General features: G+C 66.6%; 15 protein-coding genes. 9 read left to right on the plus strand and 6 right to left on the minus strand.

Translation table 11 applies throughout. The features are described from left to right. Positions 1–146 precede the first annotated feature (146 nt). Positions 147–839: a nitroreductase family protein gene (locus G6N38_RS23395; RefSeq protein ID WP_163750360.1), complete on the minus strand. Its 693-nt coding sequence runs from the start codon at positions 837–839 to the stop codon at positions 147–149. A gap of 129 nt (positions 840–968) precedes the next feature. Between G6N38_RS23395 and yajC the strand changes: the two genes are divergently transcribed. The 6 genes from yajC (at position 969) to G6N38_RS23425 (ending at position 9093) form a co-directional block, all read left to right on the plus strand. After that, positions 969–1313 carry a preprotein translocase subunit YajC gene (gene yajC / locus G6N38_RS23400; protein ID WP_163750361.1) on the plus strand — a complete coding sequence of 115 codons (345 nt, stop codon included), beginning with the start codon at positions 969–971 and terminating at the stop codon, positions 1311–1313. Between the two features lie 108 nt (positions 1314–1421). Next, on the plus strand, positions 1422–3212 hold the full coding sequence (gene secD / locus G6N38_RS23405) for a protein translocase subunit SecD (protein ID WP_163750362.1): 1791 nt from the start codon (positions 1422–1424) through the stop codon (positions 3210–3212). Between the two features lie 4 nt (positions 3213–3216). After that, a complete protein-coding gene (secF, locus tag G6N38_RS23410; protein ID WP_163750363.1) occupies positions 3217–4488 on the plus strand; it encodes a protein translocase subunit SecF in 1272 nt (423 codons plus the stop codon). A gap of 6 nt (positions 4489–4494) precedes the next feature. Next, positions 4495–6147 (plus strand): ABC transporter substrate-binding protein, encoded by a 1653-nt coding sequence (locus G6N38_RS23415; protein WP_163750364.1) that lies wholly within the window; start codon positions 4495–4497, stop codon positions 6145–6147. Beyond that, a complete protein-coding gene (locus tag G6N38_RS23420) occupies positions 6144–6671 on the plus strand; it encodes an adenine phosphoribosyltransferase (protein WP_163750365.1) in 528 nt (175 codons plus the stop codon). Before G6N38_RS23415 ends, G6N38_RS23420 begins: the two co-directional genes overlap by 4 nt. A 121-nt stretch (positions 6672–6792) precedes the next feature. Continuing rightward, positions 6793–9093 (plus strand): RelA/SpoT family protein, encoded by a 2301-nt coding sequence (locus G6N38_RS23425; protein WP_281357917.1) that lies wholly within the window; start codon positions 6793–6795, stop codon positions 9091–9093. Between the two features lie 390 nt (positions 9094–9483). Here the strand turns inward: G6N38_RS23425 and G6N38_RS23430 are convergent, their stop codons facing one another. Further along, positions 9484–10482, minus strand: coding sequence for a peptidylprolyl isomerase (locus tag G6N38_RS23430; RefSeq protein ID WP_163750367.1), 999 nt, complete (start codon positions 10480–10482; stop codon positions 9484–9486). A 5-nt stretch (positions 10483–10487) separates the two neighbouring features. Further along, a complete protein-coding gene (locus G6N38_RS23435; protein ID WP_163750368.1) occupies positions 10488–11384 on the minus strand; it encodes a peptidylprolyl isomerase in 897 nt (298 codons plus the stop codon). A 108-nt stretch (positions 11385–11492) separates the two neighbouring features. Here G6N38_RS23435 and G6N38_RS23440 point away from each other — a divergent pair, with 108 nt between their 5' ends. Further along, on the plus strand, positions 11493–12164 hold the full coding sequence (locus tag G6N38_RS23440) for an MBL fold metallo-hydrolase (RefSeq protein ID WP_163750369.1): 672 nt from the start codon (positions 11493–11495) through the stop codon (positions 12162–12164). Further along, positions 12161–13420 carry a histidine--tRNA ligase gene (gene hisS / locus G6N38_RS23445; RefSeq protein ID WP_163750370.1) on the plus strand — a complete coding sequence of 420 codons (1260 nt, stop codon included), beginning with the start codon at positions 12161–12163 and terminating at the stop codon, positions 13418–13420. Before G6N38_RS23440 ends, hisS begins: the two co-directional genes overlap by 4 nt. 39 nt (positions 13421–13459) lie before the next feature. On the opposite strand, the gene G6N38_RS23450 is transcribed toward hisS, so the two are convergent. Further along, on the minus strand, positions 13460–13762 hold the full coding sequence (locus G6N38_RS23450) for a DUF732 domain-containing protein (RefSeq protein ID WP_163750371.1): 303 nt from the start codon (positions 13760–13762) through the stop codon (positions 13460–13462). A gap of 241 nt (positions 13763–14003) precedes the next feature. Here G6N38_RS23450 and G6N38_RS23455 point away from each other — a divergent pair, with 241 nt between their 5' ends. Next, complete coding sequence (locus tag G6N38_RS23455; RefSeq protein ID WP_163750372.1) at positions 14004–14456, plus strand: hypothetical protein; 453 nt, start codon at positions 14004–14006, stop codon at positions 14454–14456. Between the two features lie 15 nt (positions 14457–14471). Here G6N38_RS23455 and G6N38_RS23460 read toward each other — a convergent pair whose 3' ends face one another. Both G6N38_RS23460 and G6N38_RS23465 read right to left on the minus strand, forming a co-directional pair. After that, positions 14472–15011, minus strand: a complete 540-nt coding sequence (locus G6N38_RS23460; protein WP_163750373.1) for a cytochrome b — start codon at positions 15009–15011, stop codon at positions 14472–14474. Beyond that, complete coding sequence (locus G6N38_RS23465) at positions 15008–16090, minus strand: catalase family peroxidase (RefSeq protein WP_246227397.1); 1083 nt, start codon at positions 16088–16090, stop codon at positions 15008–15010. Before G6N38_RS23465 ends, G6N38_RS23460 begins: the two co-directional genes overlap by 4 nt. Between the last annotated feature and the right edge of the window lie 40 nt (positions 16091–16130).

The following is a 16130-nucleotide window of genomic DNA, read 5'->3' on the forward strand; positions in this document are numbered from 1 at the left end:
TCCTAGACGAAGGTGGCGCTGCACGCAGCGGGCCATCAGAGCCTAGTCGGGCAACAGCACGACGCAACTGAAAACCCGGTTCGAGGGCGTGATCAATAGTGGATTACGTCGTTGGTACAGGCAATATCGACGTAATCGGTTGGTATCTAGCCGGCGGCGGGAGTGAACGGCGCGCCGTCGATCCGGTCGATGGTGGTGAACGAGTCGACGGGTTGGCGGGTGAGCCGTCGGGGCTGGCGCACGGGGTGGCCCAGCGCGATCACCGCCGCCAGCACCAGCGGATCTTCGGCGCCCAGCAGCTGCTTCACCTCGTCTTCGGCCCGGACGAGCATGGTCGTCAACACGCCGCCGAGGCCTTCGGCCCGCGCGGCCAACAGGATGCTCCACGCGAACGGGTAGACCGATGCGCCACCGGCCAGCGAGTAGCGGTCGAGGTCTCGATCCACGGCGGCCAGCTGGGACAGATCGGCGAACAACGCCAGCAGCACCGGGACCTCGTCGAGGTGTGCGGCCATTCCGCCGACCGCGGTGTCGGCCGTCGGCCCGGCTCCCGCAGCCAGCGCGGCCGCCTCTTCGGCCCGGTCGTTCACCGGTGACCACGGACGCAGCCCGGCCGCGGTCAACGTCAGATAGTCCACCCAGGGCGGCAGATAGAGGTCGCGCAGGCGGGCCCGAATCGCACGGTCCTTGGCCACCACCACGCGCCAGGCCTGCGCATTGGCGCCGCTCGGGGCGAAGCGCGCGGTGTCGAGAACGCGGGCCAGCACGGCGTCGTCGACGGGCTCGTCGGTGAACTCGCGCACCGAGCCGGTGCTGCGCAACGCGTCGATCAAGTCCATCCGACCATCATCCATCGACGGTGCCGGTCGGAGTCGAACCAAGACAATGGCAGACTGGGCAGCTATGAAGCGCGTGACCCGACGGTCGCGGAGCTGACCCAGCACCCGATACGAAAGATTCGTGCCGCCATGGACCTGCTCGTCTTCCTGCCCCTGATCGTCATCATGGGCGCATTCATGTACTTCGCTTCCCGGCGTCAGCGCAAGGCCATGCAGGCCACCATCGACCTGCACGAGTCGCTGACCGTCGGCGATGAGGTGTACACCACCTCCGGCCTACGGGCCACGATCACCGGAATCACCGACGACACCGTCGACCTGGAGATCGCTCCTGGTGTGGTGACCACCTGGATGAAGCTCGCGGTTCGTGAGCGCATCGAGGCCGACGCGCAGGACGTCGAGGACGCTGAGGACGTAGCGTCGGGTGCCACCGAGATCACCGGCAGCGACGCGGACCGCCTAACCAGAGACTGATCGCCAGGCACACCACGTACCCTCTAGCGGGAGCTCGGCGGACCGCACCCGCGGACGCAGCACAATGACCTAGCGGGATGCGGCACAAAACCTAGGAGAGACAACAACGTGGCATCGTCTTCGGCGCCGGTGCATCCCTACCGCTGGCTGGCGCTGTTCCTGGTCCTGCTCATCGGGGTTTACCTGCTGGTCTTCCTCACCGGGGACAAGAAATCGAACCCCAAGCTGGGCATCGACCTGCAGGGCGGCACCCGTGTCACGCTGACTGCGCGCACCCCGGACGGATCCAGGCCCACCCGTGACGCGCTGAACCAGGCACAACAGATCATCGGCGCTCGCGTCAACGGTCTGGGCGTGTCGGGCTCTGAGGTCGTCATCGACGGCGACAACCTCGTCATCACCGTTCCCGGCAACGACGGCAACGAGGCCCGCAATCTCGGGCAGACCGCCCGGTTGTTCATCCGCCCGGTGATCGGCCAGCCGATCCCGATCGATGCCATCAAGCAGCAGATGCAGGCCGCGAACCCCGGTGGCGTGCCGCCGGGCGGGGCGCCCGCACCCGGTGCACCGCCGGCGCCCGCCGCACCGCCTGCGGCACCCGAGCCTGCCAACCCGGCCGCTCCGGCGCCGCAGCCGCGGCCATATCCGGCCGAGCCGGCACCCTCGCCGTCGCCAACCCCCGAGCCGGCGCCGCCGGCCGCAGAACCGGCTGCCGGCGCACCCGCCGCGCCGGGCGCGCCCGCGCCCGGTCAGCCCGCGCCGCCGCCGGACCCGCGTAAGGACCTCGCCGCGCGCATCAAGTTCGAGAAAGAGCTGCGCCAGAGCACCAACCAGAACCTGCTGCTGATCGCCGTGCAGTACATGGCGACCAAATGCGACCAGCCGGACATCCTGGCCGGCAACGACGACCCGAACCTGCCGCTGGTGGCCTGCTCGCAGGATCACAAGTACATCTACGTTCTGGACAAGTCGATCATCAGTGGCGACCAGATCAAGGACGCGACGTCCGGCCTGGACAACCAGAGCGGCGCCTACGTCGTCGACTTGTCGTTCAAGGACCAGGCCGCCACCACGTGGGCCGATTTCACGGCCGCCAACATCGGCACCCAGACAGCGTTCACGCTCGACTCCGAGGTAGTCAGTGCCCCGCAGATCCGGGAGGCCATTCCTGGCGGGCGCACCCAGATCAGCGGCGGCAACCCGCCGTTCACCGCCGACAGCGCCAAACAGCTGGCCAACGTCCTCAAATACGGATCGCTGCCGCTGTCGTTCGAATCTTCGGAGGCCGAAACCGTCTCGGCGACACTGGGATTGGCGTCGCTTCGGGCGGGCCTGATCGCGGGCGCCATCGGGTTGGCACTGGTGTTGCTGTACTCGCTGCTCTATTACCGCGTGCTGGGACTGCTGACGGCATTGTCGCTGGTGGCTTCCGGCGCCATGGTGTTCGGCATCCTGGTGCTGCTGGGCAGATACATCAACTACACCCTCGACCTGGCCGGTATCGCGGGTCTGATCATCGGTATCGGCACGACCGCCGACTCGTTCGTGGTGTTCTTCGAACGCATCAAGGACGAGATCCGAGAAGGCCGTTCGTTCCGCTCGGCGGTGCCACGCGGCTGGGCGCGCGCCCGAAAGACGATTCTGTCCGGAAACGCGGTGACCTTCCTGGCCGCCGCGGTGCTGTACTTCCTGGCCGTCGGGCAGGTGAAGGGCTTCGCGTTCACGCTGGGTCTGACCACGATCCTCGACGTCGTCGTGGTGTTCCTGGTGACCTGGCCACTGGTGTACCTGGCATCGAAGTCGCCGACCATGGCCAAGCCGGGCCTGAACGGCCTCGGTGCGGTGCAGCAGATCGCCCGCGAACGCCGAGCGGCCGCAACAGCGACAGGACGGGGGTAACGGCATGGCCAAGGACACCGCGGACGACACCGCATCGACCGCCATCGAGGCACCCGATCTGGAGGCTGCCGGCGCCGCCGGACCCAAGCACGGCTTCTTCGTCCGTCTCTACACCGGCACCGGTGCCTTCGAGGTCATCGGCAAGCGCAGGATGTGGTACGCGATCAGCGCCCTGATCGTTGCTGCCTGCATTGTCAGCGTCGTGGTGAAGGGCTTCACCTTCGGTATCGACTTCGAAGGCGGCACCAAGGTTTCGATGCCGGTCGCCGGCCAGAACGGCACCGTCACCACCCAGCAGGTGGAGGACGTCTACAGCAAGACCCTGGGCAAGGCGCCGGAATCTGTGGTGCTGGTCGGCAACGGCGCCTCGGCGACTGTGCAGATCCGCTCGGAAGCCCTGAACAACCAGGAGTCCGAGGAGCTGCGCACGGCGCTGTTCGACGCGTTCAAACCCAAGGGATCCGACGGCCAGGCCAGCAAGGAAGTCATCAGCGATTCGGCGGTCTCGGAGACCTGGGGTGACCAGATCACCAAGAAGGCGCTCATCGCGCTCGCGGTGTTCCTGGTGCTGGCCGCCATTTACATCACCTTCCGCTACGAGCGGTACATGGCGATGTCGGCGCTGCTGACCGTGGTGTTCGACCTCATCGTCACCGCAGGCGTGTATTCGATCGTCGGGTTCGAGGTAACCCCCGCCACGGTGATCGGCCTGCTCACCATCTTGGGTTTCTCGCTGTACGACACGGTGATCGTGTTCGACAAGGTCGAGGAGAACACCCACGGCTTCGAGCACACCACCCGAAGAACGTTCGCCGAACAAGCCAACCTCGCGGTCAACCAGACCTTTATGCGGTCGATCAACACCAGCCTGATCTCGGTGCTGCCGATCGTGGCGCTGATGGTGGTCGCGGTCTGGTTGCTCGGCGTCGGCACGCTGATGGACCTGGCCCTGGTGCAGCTGGTCGGCGTCATCGTGGGCACGTACTCGTCGATCTTCTTCGCCACCCCGCTGCTGGTGTCGCTGCGGGAGCGCACCGACTTGGTGCGCACCCACACCCGACGGGTGCTCAACCGGCGCAAGGCAGCAGCCACCGCGAGCGATGTAGTCACCGGCGGTGCTGCCGACCTGGACACGGCCGTCGACGCGGTCCCCGCCGAAGCTGCCATCGGGGGGACCCCGACGTTGGCAGTGGGCAACAAGCCCGCACCGGGTGCCCGCCCGTCCAGTGCGCGCCCAAACCGGCCAACGGGCAAGCGCAGCACCCGAGGGCGATAGCGAGCCATGGCTGTCCGGCGCCGGCGCGCCGCCGCTGTCGCAGCGGCGGCTGTCGTGGGAGTGATCGCGTCGAGCGTTCTGACGTCGTGTTCGGGCAGCCCCGCTGACCAGATCAACTACGCCGTCGACGGCACGCTGATCACCTACAACACCAACACTGTGACCGGTGCGGCCTCGGCCGGCCCGCAGGCCTTCGCCCGCGTGCTCGCCGGCTTCAACTTCCACGGTCCCGACGGGCAGGTGCTGGCCGACCACGACTTCGGCTCGGTGTCGGTGGTCGGTCGAGACCCGCTGGTGCTGGACTACCAGATCTCCGATAAAGCCGTGTATTCCGACGGCAAGCCGGTGACCTGTGACGACATGGTGCTGACGTGGGCCGCGCAGTCCGGGCGGTTCCCGGCCTTCGACGCCGCCAGCCGCGCCGGTTATCTCGACATCGACGGCATCGACTGCCAGCCGGGCCAGAAGAAGGCGAGGGTGACCTACCTGCCGGGCCGGGCTGTCGTCGACTACCTGCAGCTGTTCACCGCGACGTCGATGATGCCGTCGCACGTCATCGGCGACGTGCTGGGCCTCGACGTCGCCCGCACCATCCAGAGTGGCGATCCTGCCGGGGTCGACCGCATCGCCCAGGTGTGGAACACCGTGTGGGATCTCAAGCCCGGTGTCGACCTCAAGCGGTTCCCCTCGTCTGGTCCCTACAAGATCGATTCGGTGCTGCCCGAGGGGGCGGTGGTGCTGACCGCTAACGACCGGTGGTGGGGCGCCAAGCCCATCACCAAGCGAATCACCGTGTGGCCACGCGGCGTCGACGTCCAGGACCGGATCAACAACGGCACCTTCCAGGTCGTCGACGTGGCGACCGGATCGTCGGGCACCCTGACCACGCCCGACGGCTATGACCGCCACGAGCTGCCCTCGGGAGGTATCGAGCAGCTCATCTTCGCGCCCGGTGGCCCGCTGGCGGCGCCGCCGGCCCGCCGCGCGGTGGCGTTGTGCACCCCGCGCGACCTGATCGCACTGAACGCCGAGGTGCCGATCTCCAATGTTCGGCTCAACCCGGCCAGCGATGACGCGTTCAGCGGTATCGAAGGCATCGCCATCGCAGGGCAGTTCGGTCCGGCCAATCCCGACGCCGCGCGCGACGCCCTGGGCGGCCAGCCGCTGACCGTGCGCATCGGTTACCAGGCACCCAACCCGCGGCTGGCGGCCACTGTCGGCGCGATCACCAAATCCTGCGCCGCCGCGGGGATCACCGTCGTCGACACCACATCGGATACGACGGGCCCGCAGGCGTTGCGGGACGGCAAGCTCGACGTCCTGCTGGCCAGCACCGGCGGCGCGACGGGCAGTGGCTCGACGGGTTCCTCGGCGCTGGACGCGTACACGCTGTTCTCCGGCGACGGCAACAACCTGCCCCGCTACTTCAACCCGCAGATCGACGGCATTATCTCCGCGCTCGCGGTCACCGCCGACGCCAAGCAACAGGCCAAGCTCCTGAGCGACAGTTCGCCGATCCTGTGGGACGACATGCCGACCCTGCCGCTGTACCGTCAGCAGCGCACGGTGCTGGCGTCGAAGAAGATGTATGCCGTGGAAGGCAATCCGACCAAGTGGGGCGCGGGCTGGAACATGGATCGGTGGGTTTACGAGAAGTGAGTGATTCCGTCGTCGACGTCATCAAGTCGCTGACCCGCGAGGTGCCCGACTTTCCCGAGCCCGGCATTCAGTTCAAGGACCTCACCCCGGTGCTGGCTGATCGCAACGGGCTGGCTGTCGTCACCGACGCGCTGGCCGAGATCGCGGCCGGCGCCGACCTGGTGGCCGGTATCGATGCCCGCGGTTTCCTGCTGGGCGGTGCGGTGGCCCACCGACTGGGCGTCGGAGTCCTGGCCATTCGCAAGGGCGGAAAGCTGCCCCCGCCGGTGCACAGCCAGACCTACACCCTCGAGTACGGCACGGCGACTTTGGAGATTCCCGCCGATGGCATCGACCTGGCGGGGCGTCGCGTCGTGATCATCGACGACGTGCTCGCCACCGGCGGTACCTTGGCCGCAGCGGGCGCTTTGCTGGCGGCCAGCGGGGCAGAGGTTCCGATCGCGGCGGTGGTGCTGGAACTCTCGGGGCTCGGCGGCCGGGACAAGATTTCCCCGCTGCAGGTTGCGAGCCTCCAGACCATCTGAGTCCGCCTGCCACTCGGCAGCTCGGGGAGCGATATCCTCGAAGTCGGTCCGATGGCGAGGAGGTGACGGCGTGGTGGACGACAACGGTGCGCTCACCTCCGCGCCGGCGCCGGTTTCCGATATCCCACCCGCTGAGCCGCGGGTCGAGACGCCGAAGACCACCAGCAGCGCATCGCGCCGGGTGCGTGCCCGGCTGGCACGCCGGATGACCTCGCAACGCAGCACCGTCAACCCGGTTCTGGAACCGCTGGTCGCCGTGCACCGGGAGATGTACCCGAAGGCCGACCTGGCGATCCTGCAGCGCGCCTACGAAGTGGCCGAGGCCAAACATGCCGATCAGCTGCGGCGGTCCGGTGACCCGTACATCACTCATCCGCTGGCAGTGGCCAACATTCTCGCCGAGCTCGGCATGGACACCATCGCATTGGTGGCGGCGCTGTTGCACGACACCGTCGAGGACACCGGTTACGCCATGGAGGCGTTGACCGCCGACTTCGGCGAAGAAGTAGCCCACCTGGTGGACGGCGTCACAAAGCTGGACAAGGTGGCCCTGGGCACCGCGGCCGAGGGCGAGACCATCCGCAAGATGATCATCGCGATGGCCCGGGATCCCCGGGTGCTCGTCATCAAGGTCGCCGACCGGCTGCACAACATGCGCACCATGCGGTTCCTACCGCCGGAGAAACAGGCCCGTAAGGCCCGTGAGACGCTGGAAGTCATTGCCCCGCTTGCTCATCGGCTGGGGATGGCGACCGTGAAGTGGGAGCTCGAGGATCTGTCCTTCGCGATCCTGCATCCCAAGCGCTACGAAGAGATCGTCCGGCTGGTCGCCGACCGGGCGCCGTCGCGGGACACCTACCTGGCCAAGGTTCGTGCCGAGATCATCGCGGCGCTATCCGGGATGAAGATCACCGCCACTGTTGAGGGCAGGCCCAAGCACTACTGGTCGATCTATCAGAAGATGATCGTCAAAGGCCGCGACTTCGACGACATCCACGATCTGGTGGGTGTGCGGATCCTGTGTGACGAGATCCGGGACTGCTATGCGGCTGTGGGCGTTGTGCATTCGCTGTGGCAGCCGATGCCCGGCCGGTTCAAGGACTACATTGCCCAGCCGCGATTCGGGGTGTACCAGTCGCTGCACACCACCGTCGTCGGCCCGGAGGGCAAACCGCTGGAGGTGCAGATCCGCACCGAGACCATGCACAAGACGGCCGAGTTCGGCATCGCCGCGCACTGGCGATACAAGGAAACCAAGGGCCGCAACGGAGTTCCGGCCTTGAACGCCGCGGCCGAGATCGATGACATGGCGTGGATGCGGCAATTGCTCGACTGGCAGCGGGAGGCCGCCGACCCCGGCGAGTTCCTCGAGTCGCTTCGCTACGACCTCGCGGTGCAGGAGATCTTCGTGTTCACCCCGAAGGGTGACCTCATCACACTCCCGGCCGGCTCGACTCCGGTGGATTTCGCGTACGCGGTGCACACCGAGGTCGGCCACCGGTGTATCGGCTCCCGGGTCAACGGACGACTCGTCGCGCTGGAGCGCAAACTGGAAAACGGCGACCAGGTTGAGGTTTTCACCTCCAAGGCGCCGAACGCAGGCCCATCACGGGACTGGCAGACGTTCGTGGTGTCGCCGCGGGCAAAGGCCAAGATCAGACAGTGGTTCGCCAAGGAGCGCCGCGAGGAGGCCCTGGAAGCAGGTAAGGACTCCATCGCCCGCGAGGTTCGCCGGGGCGGTCTGCCGCTACAGAGGCTGGTCAACGCCGAAGCGATGGGCGCGTTGGCCCAGGAACTGCGGTATGCGGACGTCTCGGCGCTCTACACGGCGGTCGGGGAGGGCCACGTCTCACCCCGGCACGTGGTGCAGCGGCTGGTGGACCAGCTCGGTGGTGCTGAAAGCGCCGAAGACGAACTGGCCGAACGCTCGACGCCGGCCACCATGCCGGTGCGCCACCGAAGCACCGACGACACCGGCGTCGCGGTGCCCGGTGCGCCCGGTGTGCTGACCAAACTGGCCAAGTGCTGCACACCGGTGCCCGGTGACAACATCATGGGCTTCGTGACCCGCGGCGGTGGAGTCAGCGTGCACCGCACGGACTGCACGAATGCCGGATCACTGCAGCAGCAGTCGGAACGGATCATCGAGGTGACGTGGGCGCCGTCGCCCACGTCGGTGTTCCTGGTGGCTATCCAGGTCGAGGCGCTCGACCGGCACCGGCTGCTCTCCGACGTCACCCGGGTGCTGGCCGACGAGCGGGTCAACATCCTGTCGGCCTCGGTGACCACCTCCAATGATCGAGTGGCGATCAGCCGCTTCACCTTTGAGATGGGTGATCCCAAGCACCTCGGACACGTGCTCAACGCGGTCCGCAATATCGAGGGTGTCTACGACGTGTACCGGGTGACGAGCGCGGCCTGACCAACCTGCGTACACCGGACTCATAGGCCAACGCCTCAGCGCCGCAGATTATTTCATTGAAACCGACGGAATAACTAACCGCCGCAACACTCTTGTTCGTAGTGGCCAAGATCCCTCTTGGAAAGAGATTCGCTATGAACAGATTTCACGTGTTATCAGCAACTATCGGGGCCGGTGCCCTCGTTTCGTTCGGTGCATTCGCCGCGATGACGGCCAGTCCGCAGACCGAGACCGGCTCATTTTTGAGTTCGGAAATGTCTACCGGAGTCACGGTCACACAATCGCCAGGGCCGACCAAGGCTGAACTGCCGGTTGCGGTACCCGCCATCAAGGGGCCGGCACCTTTGCCGCCAGAGGAACAGGGCCTGCCCGGCGGATAGTCGCGCAGGCTCAGTTCAGCCGGATTGACTTGATCGTCACCGGTTTCGCTGGTTTCCCGTCATCGGCACTTCCGGCGATACCGATCGCGGCGATGTCTTCGATCACCCCAAAACCGGTCTTGTCGACCTGTCCGAACGCCGTATAGGTGGGCGGCAGCTTCGAATCGCGGTAGACGATGAAGAACTGGCTGCCGTTGGTGTCGGGCCCGGCGTTGGCCATGGCCAGCGTGCCGCGCGGATATGTGACGGCCTGCTTGAGCGCGGGGTCGAACGGGCGGAACTGGTTGGTCGGGTACTCGTTGGCGAACCGGTATCCCGGCCCGCCGGTTCCGTTGCCGGTCGGGTCACCGCATTGCAGCACCGATAGCGATCGTGAGTCGGTGAGCCGATGGCACGGAGTGTTGTCGAAGTAGTTCTGTTTGACCAGGCTCTCGAAGCTGTTGACCGTGCACGGCGCCTTGGCGTTGTCGAGGTGCACGACGATGGGGCCTGCGTTGGTGACGATCGTCGCGTCTACCGTCACCGGTGTGGTGGACGCTTTGCCGGGCTGCGGCGGCTTGACCGGCTTGTCGGCCGGGGTAGCGGTGGCCGGGTACTGGCAGTTGGCGCCAAGGGCGGCCGGTGGGTTGAACGGTGGCAGTTGGTCGCTGCCGGGTCCGGCCGTCGTCGTCCGCCCCGGAATGCCGGCACCGCCGGTGCGCTCCAACTCCCGCGCCATCCAGGAGAAGAACACGATGCCGGCGACCAGGACCAGGATGCTGAGCACGGTCACCAGGTAGCTGATCACCAGTCCGGCGATCGCCAGCCCGCGGCCTTCCTCACCGGACTTCTTGATCTGCGACAGCGAGATGTGGCCGAACACGATGCCCAGCGGCGCGAACACGAACGCACAGATCAGCGACGCGATCGCCATCCCATTGGTCGGCTGTGGTGTCGGATACGGATACGGCCCAGGCCCGTACGGCGCGCCGTACGGCGGTGGCGGCGGGTAATACGGTGGTTGGCTCATGGCCGCTAGTCCAGCAGGATCGACTTGACCTGCACGTCGGTTGTCGGCTTGCCGTCCTGGCCGCCGCCGGCAACCCCGGCGCCGGCGATCTTGTCCAGCGTGGCCAGGCCGGTCGCGTCGATCGTGCCGAACGCGGTGTAGTTCGGCGGCAGCTGCGAATCCTTGTAGACCAGGAAGAACTGGCTGCCGTTGGTGCCGGGCCCGGCGTTGGCCATGGCCAGTGTTCCGCGCGGGTAGGTCACCGGCTCCTGCAGGGCGGGATCACCCTGCGGGTACTGGTCCGTCGGGTACTCGTTGGCGAACTGGTAGCCCGGTCCGCCGGTTCCGTTGCCGGTCGGGTCGCCGCACTGCAGCACCGACAGCGACGGCGATGTGGTCAGCCGGTGGCAGGGGGTGTTGTCGAAGTAGCCCTTCTGGGCCAGGCTGGCGAAGCTGTTGACCGTGCACGGGGCCTTGGCGTTGTCCAGGATCAGCCCCAGGTTGCCTTGGTTGGTGCTCATACTGACGCTCACCGTCGGCGGGGTGGTCGGCACCTTGCCACTGTGTGGCGGGTCGACCTTTCTGCTGGCCGGTTCGGGCGACGCCGGGTACTGGCAGTTGGTGCCCAGGTTCGCGCCGGGTTTGAAGGCCGGCAGGCCGCCGGTGGCGGGGGGAGCGGTGGAGGGCCCAGCGGGGTCTGCGGGTGCACTGCTCGGCGCGGAGGATGCCGCCGTGGTGGTCTTGTTGTCGTCGTTCTTGTTGGTCAAGACGAACGTGGCGACCAGTGCTGCGGCCACGATGATCGCCACGACACCGCCGATGATGACGAACAACTGGCGACGCTTCTCCTGTTGGGCGCGACGCTCCAGCTGCCGCTCGAGTTTGCGCTTGGCGGTCTCACGTCGCTGTTCGTTGGTGGGCACCGTGGTGGTCCTCCGTTGATGATCGGTTGAGTCGGCACCGAGTGTGCCAGCTAATGCTGAGGCCAGGGGGCGCGACCCTCACGAACAGGGGATGGGAAACTGGACGACGTGCTACTCACCGGGTTCCCGGCCGGCATGTTGGCATGCAACTGCTACGTGCTGGCCCCACGCGCCGGGGCCGACGCCATCGTCGTCGACCCGGGTCAGCGTGCGATGGGGAATCTGCGCCGCATTCTCGACGAGAATCGGCTGACCCCGGCGGCCGTCCTGCTCACCCATGGGCACATTGACCACATGTGGTCGGCGCAGAAGGTGGGCGACACGTTCGGCTGCCCGGTGTTCATCCACCCCGAGGATCGCTTCATGCTCGCCGACCCGATCCGCGGGTTCGGGCCCAGACTGGGCCAGCTCGCGTTCGGTGCGCTGTTCCGCGAGCCCAAGCAGGTCGTGGAACTCGACCGCGACGGGGACAAGATCGAACTCGGCGGCATCACCGTGACCGTCGACCACACGCCGGGACACACGCGCGGGTCGGTGGTGTTCAGGGTGGACCGGGCCGGTTTGCAAGATCCGCTGGTCTTCACCGGCGACACCCTGTTCAAACAGACGGTGGGTCGCACCGACCTGCCAGGCGGCAGCGGACGGGACCTGCTCGGCTCGATTGTTGACAAACTGTTGGTGCTCGACGACGACACCCTGGTATTACCGGGGCACGGTGAATCCACCACCATTGGTCTCGAACGCCGCACCAACCCATTCCTCGAAGGTCTGACTCAGTGAGTGAATTCCAGGCACCCAAGGGTGTTCCCGATTACCTGCCGCCGGAGTCGGCTGAGTTCGTCGCGGTCCGCGACGGCCTGCTGAGGGTGGCCCGGCTGGCCGGCTACGGCGACGTCGAGTTGCCCATCTTCGAAGACACCGCACTGTTCGCGCGCGGCGTCGGCGAGTCCACCGATGTGGTGTCCAAGGAGATGTACACCTTCGCCGACCGTGGTGAGCGCTCGGTGACACTGCGGCCCGAGGGCACCGCCGGCGTCATGCGCGCGGTTATCGAGCACGGCCTGGATCGCGGTGCGCTGCCGGTCAAGCTCTGCTATGCCGGCCCCTTCTTCCGCTACGAGCGGCCGCAGGCCGGGCGTTACCGACAGCTGCAGCAGGTCGGGGTCGAGGCGATCGGCGTCGATGATCCCGCGCTGGACGCCGAAGTGATCGCGATCGCCGACGCCGGCTTCCGTTCGCTGGGGCTGGACGGCTTCCGCCTCGAGATCACCTCGCTGGGCGACGACACCTGCCGCCCCCAATACCGAGAGCTGCTGCAGAGCTTTCTGTTCACGCTGGATCTGGACGCAGAAACGCAGCGACGTGCTCAGCTGAACCCGCTGCGGGTTCTCGATGACAAACGCCCGCATGTGCGGGAGATGACGGCTGAGGCCCCGGTGATGCTCGATCACCTCTCCGATGTCGCCAAGCAGCACTTTGAGACGGTGCTCGCGCACCTCGACGCCCTTCGGGTGCCCTACGTGATCAATCCGCGGATGGTGCGCGGGCTGGACTACTACACGAAGACCACGTTCGAGTTCGTGCATGACGGACTCGGTGCACAGTCCGGCATCGGGGGCGGTGGCCGATATGACGGGCTGATGCGTCAGCTCGGCGGCCAAGATCTGTCGGGCATCGGGTTCGGCCTGGGTGTCGACCGCACCATGCTGGCGCTGCGCGCCGAGGGGAAGACGGTGGGCAATCCGAGCCGCTGCGATGTGTTCGGGGTGCCGCTGGGCGAGCAGGCCAAATTGGCGCTCGCGACACTGGCGGCGGGCTTGCGCGCGGCCGGCGTGCGGGTCGATCTGGCCTACGGCGACCGCGGAATGAAGGGCGCGATGCGTGCGGCCGATCGTTCGGGCGCCCGCATTGCCTTAGTAGCCGGCGACCGGGATATCGAGGCTGGCACCGTGGGCGTCAAAGATCTCGCCACCGGCGTGCAGATGGATATCCCGGCCGACGCGGTTATCGCTGAAGTGATAACGCGGCTGGCCTAAATCAGGCCAGCCGCGCTCTTGGTCGGAAGAAGTTGGCTGTCAGCCTGCTGGGCAAAGGTCAGTCTTTGCGAAATTGACCGCGGCGTCGGCCTGCGCGTGGCTGATCTGACCGGAGTTGGTGAAGTACCTCTGCGACAGCGTGTTGGGATCTGTGCCCCCCGCCAGCGCCTGGCAGATCGTGTGGCCGTCGGCGATCAAAGCCGCCTGGTCACCGGCGATACCGGCGCTGGTGAGGTCCTTGATGTAGTCGGCCTCGGCGTTGGTGATCGCTCCGGCAACAGGTGCGCCGATGAGCGCGATGGCCCCGGCGGCAGCAGCCGCCGTCAACAAACCTTTGATCATTGTCCGTCCCTTTTATGCATTGGAGTTACTGCTGCGGCAGAAGTTACTACGCTTTCAGCAGACTCGCAGAGAAAGCCGAAAGATTTAACGCGCACCAAGGCGGCGCCGATCAATCGGCTTTTTGAGGACATGAATTCAAGTTGTGGGCTGTGCACCCCCATTTAATCAATTCTCAACGAATTCTTGGCGCAACCTTGGGCTATTTGGGAACCGTGTCGTTCGTGCGGTCCGTTTGAGAGTTATGAACACCGCGATCGGCGCCCAGCTCATCGAGAGCTACCTGCGGACCCGGCAGGTGCGGCACTTCCGCGGCCATCATGACGACGAATACTTCTTCCTGGTGAGCGCCTACCACGGCCGTCTGCATGTGCACCTGCAACCGTGCGGGCCATCCGGGGCCGCGGCGCGGATCAGCATCACCGCCGCGCGCTACTACCCGGCCGAGCAACGCGCCCGGGTCGAGGCATTGGTTGAGCAGTGGAACGCCGCGGCCCCGCGGGTCACCGCCACGGTCTTCGAGTCCTCAGACCCACGCCTGGTCGGTGTGCTGGCCGAACGGCGCTATCGTGCCGGCGACACAGAATTCGGCCCGTTCGTCGATCAGGCCGTCCAATCGGCGATCGACCTGTTCGGCCGGCTCAGAGCGTTCGTGGCGTCGCCGTCGGACGACACGCGCCTGCTCGACGCGGGCTGACATTCAGCGCACCGATCATTCGCGCCTGGCGCCAAACGTCATCCGGCTCAACATCCGGTCGCCCAAGGTGAGGGTATGCAGCAGCACCGCCGACACATGCGCGGCGATCGCCGCGACAAGCAGGTAGGCGAACACCGAGTGCGCCTGTCGCAGCACGAAATACAGATCGGCGTCGAACGGCGCGATCCGCGGCAGCGCAAGCCAGTCGAACACCACCACGTGCCGTCCACCCGCCGACACCATCGCCCACCCGACCAGCGGCTGAGCCAGCATCAGGGCGTACAGCCCGATCTCGGAGCCGACCACCAGCAGATGCTCGACGGAGCCCACCGTGTCCGGCAATCGTGGTGTGCGGTGGGTGAAACGGTTGGCCGCGCGGATGACCACGACAAGCAGGATCAGCACCCCGAGCGTCATATGCACGCCGACCAGGGCGCCGTAGCCACCGAGCGAATTCACCATCGCGAACCCGATGAACAAGGCGCTGAACACCAGGACAGCGGTCAGCCAGTGCAGCACCCGGGTGCGCACCGGATAGCGGTCGACCCTCGTCACGCGCCGACCTCCGATACCTGCACCGCCGGTGGTGATTTGGGTTCGCCGGTGCGCTGCCGATACGACTCCGCGTAGACATCCGAACGGGCGGACAACAGCGGGTCGGCGGAAGGCTCGATGCCGTCGGGCAGTGCCAGCGGATCGAAGTTGATATCGCGGGCATTGCCGGGGGAGTCGGTCGCCACCGCGGTCAGCGTGAGCAGGCCCAGATCGATGCTCCGCCGGTCGGCGGGCCAGGCCAGAGTGGCATCGGTCAGCGGGTCGCCGGGTTCAGCGAGGGTGACCAGCAGATGCCACCGCAGCGGCCCGCTGCGCAATTGGTCGATCAACGCGTCGAACAGGCCGTTGACATCACCGGGCCGTGGGGCTGGCGCGGTCGTCTGTTGCGGCACAAGCGACCATCGCACCGGCGTGCGTGCGCCGGCGTCGTCGACGAAGTAGAAGGTGTTGAGGCTGCGGAATGTGCTGTCGCCGAAGCCGACTGCGGGCGGCTGCTTCTTGATGATCGCCATCGCGGCGGCGGTCTCGGGATGGGCAGTCAGAAACGCGTCCATGGCCGCGGGGTCCGGCTTCCCGGTGCCAGGCACGATCTTCGACGCCAGCAGCCGGTCGTAGAACCCGCGCGGTGAGTTGTCCGGGAACACCGGCAGGTTGAGCATCGCCGTGCGCCATTGGGAGCTGCCGGGAAATCCGAACGCCAGGCCGAGCCCGCGCGCGGCGCCGGAGGTATCGGCAGCGTGGGCATCACCCCCGGCCAGCGAGAAGCGGCCGACGACGGGAACCTGTCCGGGCCGGAACACCGCGGCACGGCTCAGGAATTGGCCGTTGCCGTTGCCTTCGAAGTAACCGCTCACGGAGACGCCTTTGGCGTGGTTCTTGCGGAAGCCGAGTTGGGGCCCGTTCACCGCGAGGAACCCGTCGAGGAAGGTCTTGGGCGTTGCGCCCGAGCCGATCCATTTGTTGGCGTAGGCGATCGCGCCGAGGTCGACGGCGAGGAAGGCGCCGACCGCGCCGAGTCCAATCAGAACCGATCTGCGGCTGACAGCGGAGTGCACGCCCCAGCGTGGACGTTGGGTCACCTAGAGAGGGACGCGTCGAAGGCGGTTTTCGTTCACTGTC

Source organism: Mycolicibacterium helvum, from assembly GCF_010731895.1.
Taxonomy (GTDB): domain Bacteria; phylum Actinomycetota; class Actinomycetes; order Mycobacteriales; family Mycobacteriaceae; genus Mycobacterium; species Mycobacterium helvum.